Origin of the sequence: Caenispirillum bisanense (genome assembly GCF_900230255.1) — a bacterium.
In the GTDB taxonomy this organism is placed as follows: domain Bacteria; phylum Pseudomonadota; class Alphaproteobacteria; order Rhodospirillales; family Rhodospirillaceae; genus Caenispirillum; species Caenispirillum bisanense_A.
In genome coordinates this window covers 117,574-135,871 of the sequence record NZ_OCNJ01000010.1, presented here as the reverse complement: position 1 = coordinate 135,871, position 18,298 = coordinate 117,574, and the positions used below count along the sequence as shown (strand labels likewise).

General features: G+C 70.1%; 16 protein-coding genes and 2 tRNA genes. 12 read left to right on the top strand and 6 right to left on the bottom strand.

The features are described from left to right. The first annotated feature begins 18 nt into the window (after positions 1 to 18). From CRP50_RS20030 to CRP50_RS20020, 3 genes are all read left to right on the top strand, one after another. A complete protein-coding gene (locus CRP50_RS20030; RefSeq protein WP_097280965.1) occupies positions 19 to 1,344 on the top strand; it encodes an efflux RND transporter periplasmic adaptor subunit in 1,326 nt (441 codons plus the stop codon). Positions 1,345 to 1,349: 5 nt separating this feature from the next. Beyond that, a complete protein-coding gene (locus CRP50_RS20025) occupies positions 1,350 to 4,457 on the top strand; it encodes an efflux RND transporter permease subunit (RefSeq protein WP_097280964.1) in 3,108 nt (1,035 codons plus the stop codon). An 84-nt stretch (positions 4,458 to 4,541) separates the two neighbouring features. Beyond that, on the top strand, positions 4,542 to 4,844 hold the full coding sequence (locus tag CRP50_RS20020; RefSeq protein ID WP_097280963.1) for a hypothetical protein: 303 nt from the start codon (positions 4,542 to 4,544) through the stop codon (positions 4,842 to 4,844). Here CRP50_RS20020 and CRP50_RS20015 read toward each other — a convergent pair. Next, positions 4,817 to 5,224, bottom strand: a complete 408-nt coding sequence (locus tag CRP50_RS20015; protein WP_097280962.1) for a response regulator — start codon at positions 5,222 to 5,224, stop codon at positions 4,817 to 4,819. The two genes, CRP50_RS20020 and CRP50_RS20015, sit on opposite strands and share 28 nt — an antisense overlap. A 168-nt stretch (positions 5,225 to 5,392) precedes the next feature. Here CRP50_RS20015 and CRP50_RS20010 point away from each other — a divergent pair, with 168 nt between their 5' ends. Both CRP50_RS20010 and CRP50_RS20005 read left to right on the top strand, forming a co-directional pair. Then, entirely contained in the window at positions 5,393 to 6,511 is a 1,119-nt protein-coding gene (locus CRP50_RS20010) for an efflux RND transporter periplasmic adaptor subunit (RefSeq protein WP_097280961.1), read from the top strand. A gap of 19 nt (positions 6,512 to 6,530) precedes the next feature. Then, positions 6,531 to 9,608 carry an efflux RND transporter permease subunit gene (locus tag CRP50_RS20005; RefSeq protein ID WP_097280960.1) on the top strand — a complete coding sequence of 1,026 codons (3,078 nt, stop codon included), beginning with the start codon at positions 6,531 to 6,533 and terminating at the stop codon, positions 9,606 to 9,608. A 153-nt stretch (positions 9,609 to 9,761) separates the two neighbouring features. On the opposite strand, the gene CRP50_RS20000 is transcribed toward CRP50_RS20005, so the two are convergent. Continuing rightward, on the bottom strand, positions 9,762 to 10,379 hold the full coding sequence (locus CRP50_RS20000) for a DUF6134 family protein (RefSeq protein WP_097280959.1): 618 nt from the start codon (positions 10,377 to 10,379) through the stop codon (positions 9,762 to 9,764). 19 nt (positions 10,380 to 10,398) lie between these two features. Next, entirely contained in the window at positions 10,399 to 10,698 is a 300-nt protein-coding gene (locus CRP50_RS19995) for an SCP2 sterol-binding domain-containing protein (protein ID WP_097280958.1), read from the bottom strand. Between the two features lie 424 nt (positions 10,699 to 11,122). On the opposite strand from CRP50_RS19995, the gene proV reads away from it, so the two are divergent. From proV to CRP50_RS19965, 6 genes are all read left to right on the top strand, one after another. Next, positions 11,123 to 12,316: a glycine betaine/L-proline ABC transporter ATP-binding protein ProV gene (proV, locus tag CRP50_RS19990; protein ID WP_097280957.1), complete on the top strand. Its 1,194-nt coding sequence runs from the start codon at positions 11,123 to 11,125 to the stop codon at positions 12,314 to 12,316. Positions 12,317 to 12,318: 2 nt separating this feature from the next. After that, positions 12,319 to 13,302 (top strand): glycine betaine/L-proline ABC transporter permease ProW, encoded by a 984-nt coding sequence (gene proW, locus CRP50_RS19985; protein WP_097280956.1) that lies wholly within the window; start codon positions 12,319 to 12,321, stop codon positions 13,300 to 13,302. A gap of 46 nt (positions 13,303 to 13,348) precedes the next feature. Continuing rightward, a complete protein-coding gene (gene proX / locus CRP50_RS19980) occupies positions 13,349 to 14,371 on the top strand; it encodes a glycine betaine/L-proline ABC transporter substrate-binding protein ProX (protein WP_097280955.1) in 1,023 nt (340 codons plus the stop codon). A 124-nt stretch (positions 14,372 to 14,495) separates the two neighbouring features. Next, positions 14,496 to 14,572: transfer RNA gene (locus tag CRP50_RS19975), tRNA-Pro, on the top strand. A 136-nt stretch (positions 14,573 to 14,708) separates the two neighbouring features. Further along, on the top strand, positions 14,709 to 14,966 hold the full coding sequence (locus CRP50_RS19970) for a type II toxin-antitoxin system RelE family toxin (RefSeq protein WP_097280954.1): 258 nt from the start codon (positions 14,709 to 14,711) through the stop codon (positions 14,964 to 14,966). Beyond that, positions 14,959 to 15,297, top strand: a complete 339-nt coding sequence (locus CRP50_RS19965) for a helix-turn-helix domain-containing protein (protein WP_097280953.1) — start codon at positions 14,959 to 14,961, stop codon at positions 15,295 to 15,297. Before CRP50_RS19970 ends, CRP50_RS19965 begins: the two co-directional genes overlap by 8 nt. 7 nt (positions 15,298 to 15,304) lie before the next feature. Here CRP50_RS19965 and CRP50_RS19960 read toward each other — a convergent pair whose 3' ends face one another. The 3 genes from CRP50_RS19960 to CRP50_RS19950 are packed head-to-tail and all read right to left on the bottom strand — an operon-like array spanning position 15,305 to position 17,740. After that, positions 15,305 to 15,856 (bottom strand): septation protein A, encoded by a 552-nt coding sequence (locus tag CRP50_RS19960; protein WP_097280988.1) that lies wholly within the window; start codon positions 15,854 to 15,856, stop codon positions 15,305 to 15,307. 59 nt (positions 15,857 to 15,915) lie between these two features. Continuing rightward, entirely contained in the window at positions 15,916 to 16,692 is a 777-nt protein-coding gene (locus CRP50_RS19955) for an RlmE family RNA methyltransferase (RefSeq protein ID WP_097280952.1), read from the bottom strand. A 4-nt stretch (positions 16,693 to 16,696) separates the two neighbouring features. After that, positions 16,697 to 17,740 carry a Ppx/GppA phosphatase family protein gene (locus CRP50_RS19950; RefSeq protein ID WP_245913552.1) on the bottom strand — a complete coding sequence of 348 codons (1,044 nt, stop codon included), beginning with the start codon at positions 17,738 to 17,740 and terminating at the stop codon, positions 16,697 to 16,699. Between the two features lie 320 nt (positions 17,741 to 18,060). Here CRP50_RS19950 and CRP50_RS19945 point away from each other — a divergent pair. Beyond that, positions 18,061 to 18,134 (top strand) — tRNA-Gln (locus CRP50_RS19945). The last annotated feature ends 164 nt before the right edge of the window (positions 18,135 to 18,298 follow it).

The following is an 18,298-nucleotide window of genomic DNA, read 5'->3' as shown; positions in this document are numbered from 1 at the left end:
GTTGCGCGTACTTCGGATATGGCCGAAGACACGAAACCCTCCGCCCGCTCGCCGCGTCCGCGGCGCCGCGCCGGCCTCGCCGCCGGTGTCCTGCTGCTGCTCGTCGCCGTCGGCGCCGGCATCTGGTGGTCCGCGCTGCGCGATCCGGGCGGCGGCGACGGCAGCGGCGGAGGCCAGCAGCAGGCGCAGGGCGGCCGCAGCGTCACCGTCACCGCCGGCGAGGCGGAGGCGGCCACCTGGCAGCCGCGGTTGCGGGCGGTCGGCACCCTCAGCGCCCTGCAGAGCATCGACGTGACGTCGGAGGTACCGGGCCAGGTGGAGGCGGTGCGCTTCCAGTCGGGCGACGAGGTGGCGGCCGGGGACGTGCTGCTCACCCTGGAGGCCGACCAGGACCGCGCCCAGCTCGCCGACCTGGAAGCCAGCCGCGACCTCGCCGGCGCCGAACTGGCCCGCCAGCGCGAACTGGCCGGCGAAGGCTTCGCCGCCGAGGCGGAACTCGATCGCGCCCAGGCCCGCTACGCCAGTGCCGAGGCGCAGGTGGCGGCGCAGCAGGAACGCATCACGGAAAAGACCATCACGGCCCCCTTCGCCGGCAAGCTCGGCATCCGCGAGATCAACGAAGGCGCCTACGTGCAGCCCGGCGAGCCCATCGTGTCGCTGTCGGCGCTCGATCCCATCCGCGTCATCTTCACCCTGCCGCAGCAGCAACTGGCGCGCGTGGAGACCGGACAGACGGTGGAGGTGGGCGTCAGCAGCTATCCGGACCGCACCTTCCAGGGCGTCGTGCGCGCCATCGACCCGGTGCTCGACCGCCGCACCCGCACCGTGCAGGTGGAAGCCGAGATGCAGAACGACGGCCAGCTGCTGCGCCCCGGCATGTTCGCCGACGTCACCATCCGCCTGCCCGAACAGCAGAACGTGGTGACGGTGCCGCAGTCGGCGCTCAGCTACAATCCCTACGGCGACTTCGTCTTCCTGGTCACCGGGAGCCAGAGCGAGGGCGAGGGCGCCGGCGGCGGCAACGGCGAGTCCGGCGGCACCCTGACCGCCGAGCGCCGCTTCGTCACCGCCGGCGAGCGGCGCGGCACCCAGATCGCCATCGTCGAAGGGCTGGAGGCCGGCCAGCGGGTCGTCACCTCGGGCCTGCACAAGCTGCAGGACGGCGTCGGCCTGACCATCGACAACAGCATCGTGCCGCCCTCGGTCGCCGAGGTGGAGCAGGTGGAGGACCTGGTGCCTCCCGTCGGCGGCGCGCCCGCCGACACACCGGAAAATGCCGGCGGCGCGCCGGCCGGCGACGATCGCGCCGATGCCGGCGGCCCCGGCGAAGCGCAGGCGGAGTGACCGCCATGCACCCGACAGACATCTTCATCAAGCGCCCGGTGCTGGCGACCGTCGTCAGCCTGCTCATCCTGCTCATGGGGCTGCAGTCGCTGCGGCTTTTGAACGTGCGCGAGTACCCCGTCACCTCCGACGCCACCATCACGGTGCAGACCGCTTACGTCGGCGCCTCGGCGGACCTGGTGCAGGGCTTCATCACGACGCGGCTGGAGCAGGCGGTCGCCGGCGCCTCGGGCATCGACTACATCACCTCGACCTCGGCCCAGGGGGTGAGCCTCGTGACGGCGCATCTGGCGCTCGAGACCGACCCCAACGACGCGCTGGCCGAGATCAACACCAAGGTCAACCAGGTGCGCAACGACCTTCCGGCGGAGGCGCAGGCGCCGACCGTCGACATCCAGGTCGGGCAGAGCACCGCGTCCATGTACATCAGCTTCTATTCCGACGAGCTGGACCGCAACCAGGTGACCGACTACCTGGTGCGCGCCGTGCGCCCGGAGCTGGAAACGGTGCAGGGGGTGCAGTCGGCGCAGATCCTGGGCGCCCGGCAGGTCGCCATGCGAATCTGGCTCGACCCCGACCGCATGGCCTCGCTCGGCGTCACCGCGGGCGACGTGCGGGCGGCCATCGAGGCCAACAACGTGCTGGCCGGCGCCGGCAGCACCAAGGGCGTGCTGACCGCCCTGCCCATGCGCGCCGAGACCGACATCGCCGACGTCGAGCAGTTCCGCGACCTGGTGATCCGCGAGACCGACGGCGCCATCATCCGCCTGGCCGACGTCGCCGACGTGGAACTGGGGGCGGAAAGCTACGACAACGCCGTCTACTTCTCCGGCGAGGAAGCGGTGTTCATGGGCATCACCACCCAGCCCGGCGCCAATGCCCTGACCGTCATCGCCGACGTGCGCGAGGTCATGGAGAACCGGGTACGGACGCAACTGCCGCAGGGGCTGAACGCGGAAATCGTCTACGACGTCACCAAGTACATCGACGAGAGCATCACCGAGGTCATGCGCACCATCGCCGAGGCGCTGGTCATCGTCATCGTGGTGATCTTCTTGTTCCTGGGCTCGCTGCGCAGCGTGCTCATCCCGGCGGTCGCCATCCCGCTGTCGCTCATCGGCGCGGGATTCATCATGTATGCCCTCGGCTATTCGCTGAACGTGCTGACGTTGCTCGCCATGGTGCTCGCCATCGGCCTCGTGGTCGACGACGCCATCGTGGTGCTGGAGAACATCCACCGCCACGTGGAAGAGGGCATGCGCCCCTATGACGCCGCCATCCGCGGCGCGCGAGAATTGGCCGGGCCGGTGGTCGCCATGACCACCACCATCGTCGCCGTCTACGCCCCCATCGGCTTCATGGGCGGCCTCGTGGGCTCGCTGTTCGGGGAATTCGCCTTCACCCTGGCGGCGGCGGTGTTCATCTCGGGCATCGTCGCCCTCACGCTGTCGCCCATGATGTGCGCCAAGATCCTGAAGCCGGTGAACCCCGACGAGCGGCGCGGCTTCGCCGGCGTGGTCGACCGGGTGTTCGACCGCGTCAACGGCGCCTACGAGGCGGTGCTGCGCGCGGTCATGGCCGGGCGCTGGGTGGTGATCGGCGTGACCGTCGCCATGCTCGGCGGCATCTGGTGGATGTTCACCCACACCCAGAGCGAACTGGCGCCCCAGGAGGACCAGGGCTTCATCGTCATCTCCGCCGACGGCGCGCCCAACGCCTCCATCGACCAGATGCAGCTGTGGACCAGACCGCTGGTGCAGGTGATGGAAGGCGTCGACGCCGCCGACGCCACCTTCGTCACCATCGGCACCCAGAGCGGCGGCGGCGTCGGCGCCGCCACCAGCCTGTTCGGCGGCATCTCCCTGAAGCCGTGGAGCGAGCGCGATGTTTCCGTCACCGAGCTGCAGCCGCAGATCCAGGGGGCGCTGGCCGGCATTCCCGGGCTCGACGGCGTGGTCTTCCTGCCACCGTCGCTGCCAGCCGGGGGCGGCGGGCCGCCGGTGCAGTTCGTCATCGCCACCATCGAGCCGGCCCAGGCCCTGCGCGACGCCTCCGAGACGCTGGTGGAGAAGGCGCGCGGCAGCGGGCTGTTCGCCTACGTGGAAAGCGACCTCAAGTTCGACCAGCCGACGGGCGTGGTGCGCATCGACCGCAACCGCGCCGCCGACCTCGGGCTCGAGATGCGCGACGTGGCGGCGACGCTCGCCACCTTCCTGTCGGAGGGCTGGGTCAACCGCTTCGCCCTGCAGGGCCGCAGCTACAAGGTGATCCCCCAGGTCGACCGCCTGAAACGCCTGAACCCGGAGGACCTGCGCGACTACTACGTCCGCTCCCGCGACGGCGAGATGGTGCCGCTGGGGTCGGTGGTCACCGTCTCCTACGACGTCGAGCCGCGGCAGTTGACGCGGTTCCAGCAGCTCAACGCCGCCACCATCCAGGGCGTGCCGGCGCCGGGCACCACCGTCGGCGAGGCACTGACGTGGCTGGAGGACGCGGCGGCGGAGGTGCTGCCGCCGTCCTACCAGGTGGACTATGCCGGGCCGTCGCGCCAGTTCGTGCAGGAGGGCGGCTCGCTCGGCATCACCTTCGGGCTGGCGCTGCTGGTGATCTATCTGGTGCTGTCGGCGCAGTACGAGAGCTTCCGCGACCCGATCATCATCCTCATCAGCGTGCCGACGGCCATCGCCGGGGCGCTGCTGTTCCTGTGGCTCGGCTTCGCCACCATCAACATCTACACCCAGGTGGGGCTCATCACCCTCATCGGCCTCATCGCCAAGCACGGCATCCTGATCGTGGAGTTCGCCAACAAGATCCAGGCGGAGGAAGACAAGTCCCGTACGGACGCCGTCGTCCAGGCGGCCGTCATCCGCCTGCGGCCGATCCTCATGACGGCGCTGTCCATGGTGGCGGGCGTGGTGCCCCTGCTCATCGCCACCGGCGCGGGGGCGGAAGCGCGCTACGCCATCGGCCTGGTCATCGCCGCCGGCCTCGGCATCGGCACCCTGTTCACCCTGTTCGTGGTGCCGGCCTTCTACAGCGTGCTCGCCGCCGACAAGCGGCGGGCGGAGCGGTCGGACCAGGAGGCGACGGTACCGGACGGCGCCCCGCCGTGATCCGCCCGTGCGCTTGAGCGGCGGCCGGCGGCGTGTCACAACTGGAGTCTCGCGCGTCGGCCCTCCCTCAGGAAAGCCCTTGTCATGGACGAACTCCGCCTCACCGGCGCCCTGCCCAACCTCGACGTGGAGATCGTCAGCCGCCGCCCGGCCGGCGGCGGGTCGGAGACGGTGACCGTCACCCTGACCGCCACCCCGACGCTCGGCGCCGCCGCCGGCGCGCTGCTCGCCAATCCGGCGGCGCTCATGGCCGTCATGGGCTCGCCGGTGGCCGGCAACCCCATGGCGCTGTGGATGGGCATGATGGAAGCGGCGTGGCGCCCGTGGCTCGGCCTCATGCAGGCCAACCCCTTCCTCGCCTACATGGGCGGCACGCGCCGCGGCTGAGCCGGCGCCTCGCGGCAGAGGATGCGGGCGAGCTGCTCCGGCAGGATCGGCTTGGCCAGCACCGCCAGCGGCTCCACCGCCGCCATGCGGGCGGCGGTTTCCGGTTCCGTCGAGCCGGTGATGAAGATCACCGCCACTTCGGGCGCCCTGGCCTTGATCTCCTGCGCCGCCGCGATGCCGTCGGGCGGGCCGCCGAGGCGCACGTCCATGAGCACCACGTCGGGCCGGTGGCGCTCCACCGCCGCCACCGCCTCGGCCGCCGTGGCGGCGGCATCGACCACGCGGCAGCCGAGCCCGCCGACGATTTCCGTCAGATAGGCCTGGATCAGGAAGTCGTCGTCGACGACGACGATGCGCGGCGCGGACGGGTCGGGGGTCATGCTGCGCTTTCGGCTGTTTGCAGGCGACCGGGCGACGCGGCAGCCTAGCACATCGCATCGCGCCTGCGGGAGCATTGCGCTGGCGACAGCGCGGGCTTCCACCGAAGGCTGCGGCACCTTACATTCCGAAGCGACCGGCCGCGTCGGGCCGGGCTTCGGGGATCGGGCATGAAGGCGCGCGTCATCAGCATCGTGGCCCTGGCGGCCTTGGGCGGCCTCGCCTACGCATGGTCGGCCGGCCTGCCGCCCTTCGCGGCCGGGGGCGACCGTGGCGGCGCCGGCAAGCCGGGCGGGCAGGCCCGCGGGCCGCAGGCCAAGACGGTCGCGGTCGCCGCCGTCGAACCCTCCACCATCACCGACCGCCTGTCGGCCATCGGCACCATCCGGGCCCGCGAGAGCATCGTCGTGACCGCGGAAGCCACGGGCGTGGTGCGCGAGGTGCTGTTCGACAACGGATCGCGGGTCGACAAGGGCGCGCCGCTGGTGCGCCTGGACGACGCCGAGGCCCGTGCCGAGCTGGCCGCCGCCCGCGCGGAACTGACCAATGCCCAGCGCGCCTACGATCGCGCCAGCCAGCTGCGCCGCAACGGCACCATCGCCCAGCCGGTCTACGACGAGGCCGCCGCCGCCCTGGAAGCCGCCCGCTCCGTCGTGGCGCTCGCCGAGTTGACGCTGGAGAAGCGCACGGTGCGCGCCCCCTTCGCCGGCCGCCTCGGCTTCCGCGAGGTCAGCCCCGGCACCTACCTGACGCCGGGGGAGGAAATCACCACGCTGGACGACGTGTCGGTGGTGCAGGTGGACTTCGCCGTGCCCGAGGCGAGCCTGTCCGCCGTGGCGCCGCGGCAGGCGGTGACGCTGATCTCCGCCGCCCACCCCGACCGCACCTTCGCCGGCACCGTCGCCACCGTCGGCTCGCGGGTCGACCCGGCCAGCCGGCAGGTGCGGGTGCGGGCCGACGTGCCCAATCCCGACGACCGCCTGCGCCCCGGCCAGATGGTGGCGGTGGACGTGGCGGTGCAGGAACGCCCCGCCCTCATGGTTCCCGCCGCCGCCGTGGTCGCCGTCGGCTACCAGCATTTCGTCTTCGTCGTCGGCCCGAACGGCATCGCCGAGCGCCGCGAGGTGCGCCTCGGCACCCGCACCGCCGGCGAGGTGGAGATCGTCGAGGGCGTGCAGGAGGGCGAACGCCTGGTGATCGAAGGCGCCGCCAAGCTCGACGGCGGCGACCGGGTCGAGGTGGTGCCGGCCCTGGCGGTCGACCCCGCCCAGACCGCCGCCGAATCCTGAGCGGCGGAGGCGGCGGCCCGTGGTCATTTCCAGCCTGTCGGTCAAGCGGCCGATCTTCGCCAGCGTCGTCAACCTGCTGATCCTGGTGTTCGGCCTCTTTGCGCTCGGCCAGTTGTCGGTGCGCGAGGCGCCCGACATCAACCCGCCCGTGGTCACCGTCACCACCACCTATACCGGCGCCGCCGCCGAGGTGGTGGAAAGCCGCGTCACCAAGGTGGTGGAAGACACCCTGAGCGGCATCGCCGGGGTGGACACCATCACCTCCTTCTCGTCGGAAGGGCGGTCGCGGGTGGTGGTGGAGTTCAGCCTCGACCGCGACATCGACGCCGCCGCCAACGACGTGCGCGACCGCGTCAACCGCGCCATGGGCGACCTGCCAGACGACATCGACACCCCCCGCATCGCCAAGGCCGACGAAAACGCCGACGAGGTGATGTGGCTGACGCTGCGGTCCGACGTGCTCGACCCGCTGTCGCTCACGGATCTGGCGGAGCGGCTGGTGGTCGACCGGCTGACGGCGGTGGACGGCGTGGCGCAGATCAACATCGGCGGCGAGCAGCGCTACGCCCTGCGCATCTGGCTCGACCGTCAGGCCATGGCGGCGCGGCAGGTGACCGTCACCGACGTCGAGACCGCCCTGCGGCGCGAGAACCTGGAACTGCCCGGCGGCCGCATCGAGGGCAGCGACCAGACGCTCGCCGTGCGCACCGTGCGCGGCTACAAGACGCCGGAAGACTTCGCCGCCCTGCCCGTGCGCACCACCCAGACCGGCGACCTCATCCGCCTCGGCGACCTCGCCCGCATCGAGGTGGCGGCGGAAAACCCCTACCGCTACTTCCGCGCCAACGGCCAGCAGGCGGTCGGCCTCGGCATCATCGCCCAGGCCGACGCCAACGTGCTGGAGGTGGCGGCGGGCGTGAAGCAGGCCGTCGCCCAGATCCTCGACGACCTGCCCAAGGACATGAGCGTCGGCGTCAGCTACGACAGTTCGGTCTTCGTGCAGGCGGCGCTGGACGGCGTGCTGGAGACGCTGGTCATCGCGGTCGTGCTGGTGACGGCGGTCATCTATCTGTTCCTCGGGTCGGGCCGCATGACCTTCATCGCGGCGACGGCCATCCCGGTTTCCCTCATCGGCGGGCTGCTCGCCATGTGGGTCATGGGCTTTTCCATCAACGTGCTGACGCTGCTCGCCTTCGTGCTGGCGGCGGGCCTGGTGGTCGACGACGCCATCGTGGTGGTGGAGAGCATCTGGCGCCGCTTCGAGCACGGCGAGCGCGCCGAGGCCGCCGCCGACGGCGGGGCGCGCGTGGTCGGCATGGCGGTGATCGCCACGTCGCTGGTGCTGGTGGCGGTGTTCGCGCCGCTCGCCCTGCAACAAGGCGACGTCGGCCGCCTGTTCGCCGAATTCGCCCTGACCATGGCGGCGACGGTGGTCATCTCGACCCTGGTGGCGCTGACCCTGGTGCCGGCGCTGGCGGGCAAGATGCTGGGGTCCGACCACAAGCCGAACGCCCTCATCCGCTTCATCGACCGCCTGCTGGACGGACTGGAGCGCGGCTATCGCCGGCTGCTGGGGCTGTTCCTCGCCTCGCGCCTGCCGGTGATCGCGGTCCTGGTGGCGTCGACGGCGGCGGCGGTCTTCCTCTACCGCGCCCTGCCGCACGAGCTGTCGCCGCGCGAGGACCGCGGCGGGTTCTTCGTGGTGGTCAACGCGCCCGAAGGCGCGTCCTACGACTACGCCCTGTCCTACGTCGAGGCGCTGCAGGAGGCGTTGCAGCCGCACGTGGAGTCGGGCGAGATCTCGCAGGCCCTGACCGCCATTTTCGGCGGCGCCGAGCAGCGCATCCGCGGCATCGTGGCCCTGAGCGACTGGGAGGAGCGTGAGCGCGGCATCGACCCCATCGTCGACGACATCCGCAAGGACCTGCGCGAGCTGCCGGGCGTGACCAGCTTCGTGCGGGCGCGCAGCGGCGTCATTTCCGGCGGCGGCGGCAATCGGCTGCAGGTGGTCATCGGCGGCCCGACCTACGAGGACCTCGCCCGCTGGCGCGACCGCATGATGGCGCGCATCGAGGAAAACCCCGGCCTGTCCAACCCCGACGCCGACTACGACGAGCGCCGGCCGCAGATCGAGGTCACCATCGATCAGGCGCGCGCCGCCGAACTGGGCGTGACGGCGGAAGACATCAGCCGCACCCTGCAGACGGCGCTGGGGTCGCGCACCGTCGGCACCTTCGTCGACCGCGGCGAGGAGTACAACGTGATCCTGCAGGCGCAGGAGACCGACCGCCGGGCGCCGGCCGACATCGGCGGGCTTTACGTGCGTTCCGCCCGCGCCGGGGAACTGGTGCCGCTCACCGGCCTCGTCACCCTGCAGGAGGTGGCGGCGGCATCGGAATACAACCGCTACAACCGCATGCGCGCCGTCACCGTCAGCGCCTCGCTGGAGCCCGGCTATACGCTCGGCCAGGCGGTGGACTGGGTGCGTCAGGTGGCGGCGGAGGACTTGCCGGCCGACGCCCGCATCTCGTTCACCGGCCAGGCGCAGGAACTGGTGGAGGCCGAGGAAGCCGGCATCCTGACCTTCGTGCTGGCGCTGGCGGTGGTGTTCCTGGTGCTGGCGGCGCAGTTCGAGAGCCTGCGCCTGCCCGGCCTCATCATGATGACCGTGCCGCTCGCCATGACCGGCGCCCTGTTCGGCCTGTGGGTGACGGGCCAGAGCGTCAACATCTACAGCCAGATCGGCATCGTCATGCTGGTCGGGCTGGCGGCGAAGAACGGCATCCTGCTGGTGGAATACGCCAACCAGCTGGCCGAAGCCGGCGCCCGCCGCGCCGATGCGGCGGTGGAGGCGGCGGTCGCCCGCCTGCGGCCGGTGCTGATGACCGCCATCTCGACGGCGGCCGGCGCGGTGCCGTTGATGCTGGGGGAAGGGGCCGGGTTCGAGACCCGCTACGTGCTCGGCGTCGTCATCCTGTCGGGCATCTGCTTCGCGACGGTGCTGACGCTGTTCGTGGTGCCGAGCCTGTACCGCTGGGCGGCAAGAAAAACCTCCGCCGACACGGCCCCGGAAACCGAGACCGCACCGGCGGAGTAGGCGGAGGTTGCCTGCAAAACGAATGGTCGGGCGGCCCGTCCCCACGGCGCGACCGCGCCGCGCGGCCCCTGCCGCGGGAGCCAAGCGGCCGAGGGCCGCGCCCGGCGCCTGAGGGCCGGAGGTGATCGGCCACGATCACCTCCGAACAAGCCCTTACCGCCGCACGTAGGTGATGTCGTAGCCCTGGCGCTCGAAGCCGATCTGCAGCAGGTCGCCCTGCGGCGAGTACCACAGGTCACGGGTGACGCCGCCGGTCATGCGCCAGCGCACGGCGTCGCGGCCGCGCACCGGGTCCGGCCCGACCTTCTCGACCGTCACGTCCCACGGCTCGCCGTCGATGACCGACAGCACGCGGCTCGCTTCCAGCACCTTCGGCGTCCACAGGGTGAGCGGCAGGGCGCCGGGCTGTTCCGTGCGCTGGCCGCCGTCCACCTGCACGCGCCAGGCCTCGCCTTCGCGGGCGAGCGCCATCTGGTGCGGCGTCCCGTCGTCGTCGGTCTGCGCCGTCATGGACTTCAGCTCGCCGCCCTGCCAGACCTCGGTGCGCTGGTGGTCGTAGTGGAACTTCAGGAACAGCACCTGCACGTCGGTGCGGGCGGCCACGTCGACGGTCAGTTGACCGTCGGGGCCCTGGTCGAAGGTGTAGACCTCCTGCCCGATGGAATCGCCGTCCTTGTAGATGTCGAAGGTCACCGTCTCGGCCGCCGCGGCGGGAAAGGTGACGGCCGCGGCCAGCATCAGGCCGGCGGCGAGGCGCGTGTGCAGCATCATGGATCGCCCTCCCCCGCCGTCAGCCGAACACGCCGGTCAGCTTGGCGGCGACACCCTTGGAGCCGTCCACCTTCAGCCGGCCCATGGCGAAGGCCACCATGGGATCGAGCTTGCCGTCGATGAGCTTTTCCAGGTTCGCCTTGCTGATGCGGATGGTGCAGTCGGCCGGGCCGTCGGCGAAGGTCATCACGGCGGGCGACTGCGTGGCGTCCAGGTGCACGACGCCGTCCTTGTCGCAGACGATCTTGACGCGGGCATTGACGGAGCCGAGCCGCGGCAGCAGCGGCGTCAGGCGGTGTTCGATGCTTTCCAGGCTCATGGTGCTCTCCCTGCGCGGCGGCGATCCGGCGCCGCTCGTTGCGTGGGGTCAGCTTAGCCGGAAATGACGTATAGGTAAACAGGCTGCCGATTAAGGAAATTATGCTGCCACAGGGCCGGCGCGACGGACGGAGGGCGCGTCGCTTCCTCCGCCGGCGCAGGGGGCCGGTTCCTTTCGGACTATTTCCGGCCCGTCTTCGGGGTCGCCGAAATGTCTTCCCCGCCAAGTCTTCGCGCCGTCCGCCCAAGTCATCGCCAAGTCTAAGGCGCGGATCGGTAGCATACTCCCTCATCGCCCTTGACCATTGGTAGCTGCGATGTTAACTATCTAGAAAATGAATGATACCGAAACAGCAGCACCGCTTCGACGCGATGGCGCCGGAGCGGACGGGCTTTGTTTGCCCACAGGGCGAGGCACCGATCGCATGACCGAAAAACTTGTCGTCCGGAATCTCTACAAGATCTTCGGACCGAATCCCGACGAGGCCCTGGACCTGGTGCGCCAGGGGCTGTCCAAGGAGGACATCTTCGCCCGCACGGGCAACACGGTGGGCGTCAACGACGCCAGCTTCAGCGTCCAGGCCGGCGAGATCTTCGTCGTCATGGGCCTGTCGGGCTCCGGCAAGTCGACGCTGGTGCGCCTGCTCAACCGCCTGATCGAGCCGACCGCCGGCGAGGTGCTGGTGGACGGCCGCGACATCGCCAAGCTGTCGGTCGCCGACCTGCGCGAGCTGCGCCGCCGCGACATGAGCATGGTATTCCAGTCCTTCGCCCTCATGCTGCACCTGAAGGTGATCGACAACGCCGCCTTCGGGCTGGAACTGGCCGGCGTCCCCCGGGACGAGCGCCACGGCCGGGCGCTTCACGCGCTCGACCAGGTGGGCCTCGCGCCCTATGCCGACAGCTATCCGTCGGAACTGTCGGGCGGCATGCAGCAGCGCGTCGGCCTCGCCCGCGCGCTGGCCGCCGATCCGTCGATCATGCTGATGGACGAGGCATTTTCGGCCCTCGACCCGCTCATCCGCGCCGAGATGCAGGACGAACTGGTCAAGTTGCAGGCCGACAGCAACCGCACCATCATCTTCATCTCGCACGACCTCGACGAGGCCATGCGCATCGGCGACCGCATCGCCATAATGGAAGGCGGCCGCGTCGTGCAGGTGGGCACGCCCGACGAGATCCTGCGTAACCCCGCCGACGACTACGTCCGCTCGTTCTTCCGCGGCGTCGACGTTTCCAAGGTGCTCACCGCCGCCGACATCGCCCGGCGCGAGCAGGTGACGGTGATCGACCGCGCCGACTTCGGCGTGCGCACGGCGCTGAAGCGCCTGCAGGACCACGACCGCGAGTACGGCTTCGTGGTCGACAAGCAGCGCAAGTTCCACGGCGTCGTCAGCGTCGAGACCCTGCGCGCCGCCATCAAGGCCGAGACCGAGCCGCGCTTCCGCCACGCCTTCGTCGACGGTGTCGCGCCGGTGCCGGCCGAGACCCTGCTCAACGACCTGCTGGGCGCCGTTGCCGGCAGTCCCATCGCCGTGCCGGTGGTCGACGGCGACGGGCGCTACCTCGGCGCCATTTCCAAGACCCGCCTTCTCCAGACACTGGACCGGGACAGCTGACCATGGCCGAACGCACCTTGCTCGACCCCTTCGAGGACGCCGTCATTCCGCTCGGCGACTGGGTGGAAACCGCCCTCGACTGGCTGGTCGGCAACTTCCGCCCCGTCTTCCAGGCGGTGCGCTGGCCGGTGGACGGCGTGCTGTCGGGCATCGACGCCCTGCTGCAGGGCACCCCGGCGCTGATCATGCTCGCCCTCATCGGCCTCATCGGCTGGCAGATCGCCGGCGGCCGCGTCGCCATCGGCGCCGTGCTCGGCATGATCTTCGTCGGCCTGGTCGGCGCCTGGGACGAGGCCATGACCACCCTGTCGCTGGTGCTGACCAGCGTGTTCTTCTGCGTGCTGATCGGCGTGCCGACGGGCATCGCGCTGGCCCGCAGCGACCGCGCCCAGAGCGCCCTGCGTCCGCTGCTCGACGCCATGCAGACGCTGCCGGCCTTCGTCTACCTGGTGCCCATCGTCATGCTGTTCGGCATCGGCAACGTGCCGGGCGTGGTGGTGACCATCATCTTCGCCCTGCCGCCGCTCATCCGCCTCACCGACCTCGGCATCCGGCAGGTGCCCGGCGACGTGATCGAGGCCGCCAACAGCTTCGGCGCGAGCCCCCGCCAGCTGCTGTTCAAGGTGCAGCTGCCGCTCGCCATGCGCACCATCATGGCCGGCGTCAACCAGACCCTCATGCTGGCCCTGTCCATGGTGGTGATCGCCTCCATGATCGCCGTCGGCGGCCTCGGCCAGATGGTGCTGCGCGGCATCGGCCGCCTCGACATGGGCCTCGCGACGGTGGGCGGCGTCGGCATCGTGGTGCTCGCCATCATCATCGACCGCTTCACCCAGGCGCTCGGCACCTCCGCCAAGGAGAACGCCGGCATCGGCTGGCGCCAGCGCGGCCCCGCCGGCCTGCTGTTCGGCCTGCGCGACCGCCGCCGCACCGAGGCCACCGCCGCCGAGGCGCGCGAGACGACGCCGCAGCCGCGCCCCCGCTGACGCCTCTTCCATGCCCGACCCGACACAACAGCCAGAGGAGTATCCCATGAGCGATCGGACCACCCTGCGCAGCCTGCTCGCCGCCGGCAGCGCCGGCCTGGCCCTGGCCTTCGCCGGCCCCGCCCTGGCCGCCGCCGACAAGCCGGGCGAAGGCGTCGCGGTGACGCCCGCCACCAGCTCCATCGCCGAGGAGATCTTCCAGACGAAGATCCTCATGAGCGCGCTGGCGGAACTGGGCTACGACGTGAAGGAACACGTCGAGCTCGAGTATCCCACCATGCACCTCGGCATCGCCAACGGCGACATCACCTTCGCCGCCGTCCACTGGGATCCGCTGCACAAGGCGTTCTTCGAGAAGGCCGGCGGCCCGGACATGCTGTGGCGCTCCGGCCCCTACGTCTCCAACTCGCTGCAGGGCTACCTGATCGACAAGAAGACGGCCGACGCCCACGGTATCAAGAGCGTCGAGGACCTGAAGAAGCCCGACATCGCCAAGCTGTTCGACGCCGACGGCGACGGCAAGGCCGACCTGACCGGCTGCAACCCCGGCTGGGGCTGCGAGCGGGTGATCGAGCATCACCTGGACGAATACGGCCTGCGCGACACGGTGGAACACAACCAGGGCAGCTACTTCGCCCTCATGGCCGACACCATGACCCGCTTCGAGAAGGGCGACCCGATCCTCTACTACACCTGGACGCCGCTGTGGGTGTCGGGCGTGCTGGCGCCGGGCGAGGACGTGACGTGGCTCGAAGTGCCCTACACCTCGCTGCCCGACGGCCAGGAAGCCAAGACCGAGCTGGCCGACGGCCGCAACCTGGGCTTCGCCGTCAACGACCAGAAGGTCATCGCCACCAAGGCCTGGATCGACGACAACCCGGCCGCCGCCAAGCTGTTCGAGGTGGCCGAGCTGCCGGTCAACGACGTCTCCGCCCAAAACCTGAAGATGCAGAACGGCGAAGACAGCCCGAGTGACATCGAACGCCACGCCGAGGAATGGATCGCGGCCAACCGCGCCACCTTCGACGAGTGGCTGAAGCAGGCCCGCGCCGCCGCCGGCGAAGGCTGATCCACGGGGCTCAGGCCGGCCCGGGACGCGGGCCGGCCGGGCGCCGTCAGCACGATGAAGAAAATGCAAAAAATCCCTTGCAAGGGTCCGGCCCGGCGGTCTATAACCCGGGCCTCACGGCGAACGGAGTGTAGCTCAGCCTGGTAGAGCACTGTCTTCGGGAGGCAGGGGCCGGAGGTTCGAATCCTCTCACTCCGACCAGAAGAAAAGAGCGTCAAGTCATCGACTTGGCGCTCTTTTCTTTTGCCCGGATCCGGCCGCCCTCCAGCCGCAATCGGTCACGTTGCCACGCCCCCTCTCGCCATGAGATAATTCGGCTGGTTGGGGGGAGACCACCGTGCGGATCGCGTGGACCAGGACGGCGCAGAAGGACATGCGGCGGATTGCGTCCGCCGACCGCACTCGCATTGTCGCCAAGATCGAACAGTTCGCGGCGGATCCGCACAGCCTCGCCAACAACGTGAAGGCCCTGCAGGGATCCCCCGACTTCCGCTTACGGGTCGCCGACTACCGCGTCATCTACCGGATCGAGAACGACACCATCATCCTCATGGTGATCCAGCGCGTTCTGCACCGGAGGGAAGCCTATGAATGAGATGATCACCATCCCCCGCGCCACGTACGACGCCATGCGGGAGCGCCTCGAGGACCTGGAGGACATCGTCGCCTCCCGCGCCGCGGAACACGACGAGCGCCTACCGCATGACCTCGTCACCCTGCTCCTGAGCGGCGGGGAGAGCGCGCTGCGCCTGTGGCGCCGCCATCGCGGCTTGACGCAGCAGGCGCTGTCCGAAGCCTCGGGCGTCGGGCTGAGCACCATTACGGAGATGGAGAGCAGCCGGAAGACCGGCACGGTCGAAGCCTATCGGGCGCTGGCGGCCGCGCTCGACGTCAGCGTCGACGAGCTGTTGCCGCCGGCCGACTGAAGGCGCCCTACGCCTTCCCTTCCTTCTCCGGGTGGTACTTCGTCAGCAGCGGGATCAGCGTAAGGCTGAACACGATGGTCAGCGGCATGATGCCGAAGACCTTGAACTGCACCCACACGTCCGTTTCGAAGCTGCGCCAGACGATCTCGTTCAGCACCGCCAGCAGCACGAAGAACCACGCCCAGCGCCAGGTGAGCTTGCGCCAGCCTTCGTCGGTCAGGTGGAAGGCCGCGTCGAAAACGATCTTCAGCACGTTCTTGCGCAAGAACAGGCTGACGAACAGGGTCGCCGCGAACAGCGCGTTGACGATGGTCGGCTTCAGCTTGATGAACAGGTCGTCCTCCAGCAGGATCGTCAGCCCGCCGAAGCCCACCACGAAGATGCCCGACACCAGCGGCACCACCGGCAGCTTGCGCGCCAGCGTCCAGGTCACCGCCAGCGACACCACCGTCGCCGCCACGAAGGCCGCGGTCGCCGGGATGATGCCGAACTTGTTGTTGCCGATGAAGAAGATCACCAGCGGCCCGGCCTCCAGCAGCAGCTTCAGCCACTGGTTCAGGGGCTTCCTGCCGCCGGTCTCGGCCGCCGTCGTCTCCGGCTGCTGCCGCGCCTCGCCGCTCACGCCGTTTCCTCCTGGTCGTCGTCGTCGCGGTCGGCCGGGCGGCCCTTGAAGCCGGAGGCGATCACGTACATTTCCGCGCTGTCCTTGCGGCTGGCCGGCGGCTTGGCGTGGCGCACCGTCTCGCAGGTCGCCTTCATGCGGGCCAGCAGCTCGTTCTCGGTGCCGCCCTGGAAGACCTTGCACACGAAGGTGCCGCCGGGCGCCAGCACGTCCTCGGCGAAGTGCCAGGCCAGTTCCAGCAGGTTCATGATACGCAGGTGATCGGTCGCCGGATGGCCGGTGGTGGGCGCCGCCATGTCCGACAGCACCACGTCCGCCGGGCCACCCAGGGCGGCCTTCAGCACGGCGGGCGCGTCGTCGTCGTTGAAGTCCTTGGTGATGCAGGTGGCGCCGGGCACGCTCTCCCACTCCAGGATGTCGAGGCCGACCACCCGGCCGCCGCCCGGCTTGCCGGCGTTCACCCGGTCCACCGCCACCTGGGTCCAGCCGCCCGGGGCGGCGCCCAGGTCGACGACGCGGGCGCCGGGGACGAGGAAGCCGAAGCGGTCGTCCAGCTCGATGATCTTGAAGGCGGCGCGCGAGCGCAGGCCGCGCGCCTTGGCCTCGGCGACATAGGGATCGTTGAGCTGGCGCTGCAGCCAGGCCGCCGAGGACTTGGAGCGCTTCTTGGCGGTCTTCACCCGCACCGTCAGCTGTCGGTCGCCCGTATTGGCGACCGCGCCCGCCGCGGAGCGCCGGGCGCCACCGCGGGAGGACGTGGGCTTGCGTGTCATGTCGTTATGCAACCTCCATCGCATCGACCCGCATGAGGTCGAGCAGCATGCCTTCGCGCAGGCCCCGGTCGGCGACGCGCAGGCGCCCCACCGGCCACAGCTCGCACAGGCCTTCCAGAATGGCGCAGCCGGACAGCACCAGGTCGGCGCGCTCGCGGCCGACGCAGGGGTGCTGGGCACGTTCGCGCAGCGTCATGCACGACAGGCGCCGGCTGACGTCGAAGATGTCGGCGAATTCGATGCTGATGCCGTCCACCAGCGAGCGGTCGTAGCGCTTCAGCCCGAGGTGCACGCCGCCGAGCGTCGTCACCGTGCCCGAGGTGCCGAGCATCTGCACGCCGCCGCTCTCCACCTGCTCGGCCACGGCATGCATGGCCTCAAAGGGGCGCAGAAGCTGCATGACGCGCTCCTTCACGGCGCGGTAGGTGCGGCTGCACAGGTCGCCGCCGCCGCATTCCTCGGCCACGGTGACGACGCCGAGCGGCAGGCTGGCCAGCCCCTGGACGTCGAGACCGCCGTCGGGCTTCAGCTCCACCCACAGAAGCTCGGTCGAGCCGCCGCCGATGTCGAACACCAGGGCATAGGGGATCTCGGGGTCCAGCAGGGGCGCACAGCCGCCGAGCGCGAGACGCGCCTCCTCGGCCGGCGAGATGGTTTCGAGCCGCAGCCCGGTCTTGTGCCGCACCTCGTCGAGGAAGGCGGAGCCGTTGCGGGCCCGGCGGCAGGCTTCGGTCGCCACGGTACGGGCGGCGGTGACGCCGCGGCGGCGCATCTTGTCGGCGCAATGGGCGAGCGCATCGAGCGTGCGATCCATGGCCGCCCGGGACAAGGTGCCGCTGCCGGCGAGTCCTTCGCCGAGCCGGGTGATGCGGGAGTAACTGTCGATCACCCGGAAGCCGTCCGGCGTGGGCCGGGCGACCAGCATGCGGCAGTTGTTGGTCCCGAGGTCGATGGCGGCATAGACGCCGTCGTCCCCGTCCGCGCCGAGGCTGCGCCGCGCCGACGGACCGGGGGCGAACCCGGGGTATCCAGCGCTGATCACGACCACGGTTGGTATCTGTCCTCGTTCCCGGCCGCCGGTCCGTCACCGGGCGCACGAGGCGCGCGCACGGCGCACAAGGGCCCGCTGGGGCACGGCGGCATGTTTATACTTACCTTATAACCTATAGCAGGGCGGGCCTTGATGAAACCCCGGCCGTGTCTGAATCGTCCATCCAAGGTAAGGCATCGCGGCCACCGGCCGCAGCCGGACGGGCGAATCCACGTCGGAATTTTTTGCAAAAAAGGGTTTACAGCCCGAAATCACGATGGTACATACGCGGCCTCTTCGGAACGAACCGCCCCGGCGGACCGACGAAGAACCCCTGGTGGGGGATAGTTTAATGGTAGAACTGCGGACTCTGACTCCGTTAGTCCAGGTTCGAGTCCTGGTCCCCCAGCCACCAACATGAAGGGCTTGCCGATCGGCAGATCGGCAAGCCCTTCTTGGTTTTGCAGCCGGTTCTGCAAACTCCGCTGCTCGGCGCTTCAGTCCTCGCCGCCTCCGCGCAGCCGCTGCGGTGCCAGGTCGTGGCCCGTTGTTCAAAGCCCACGACGTCCGTATCAT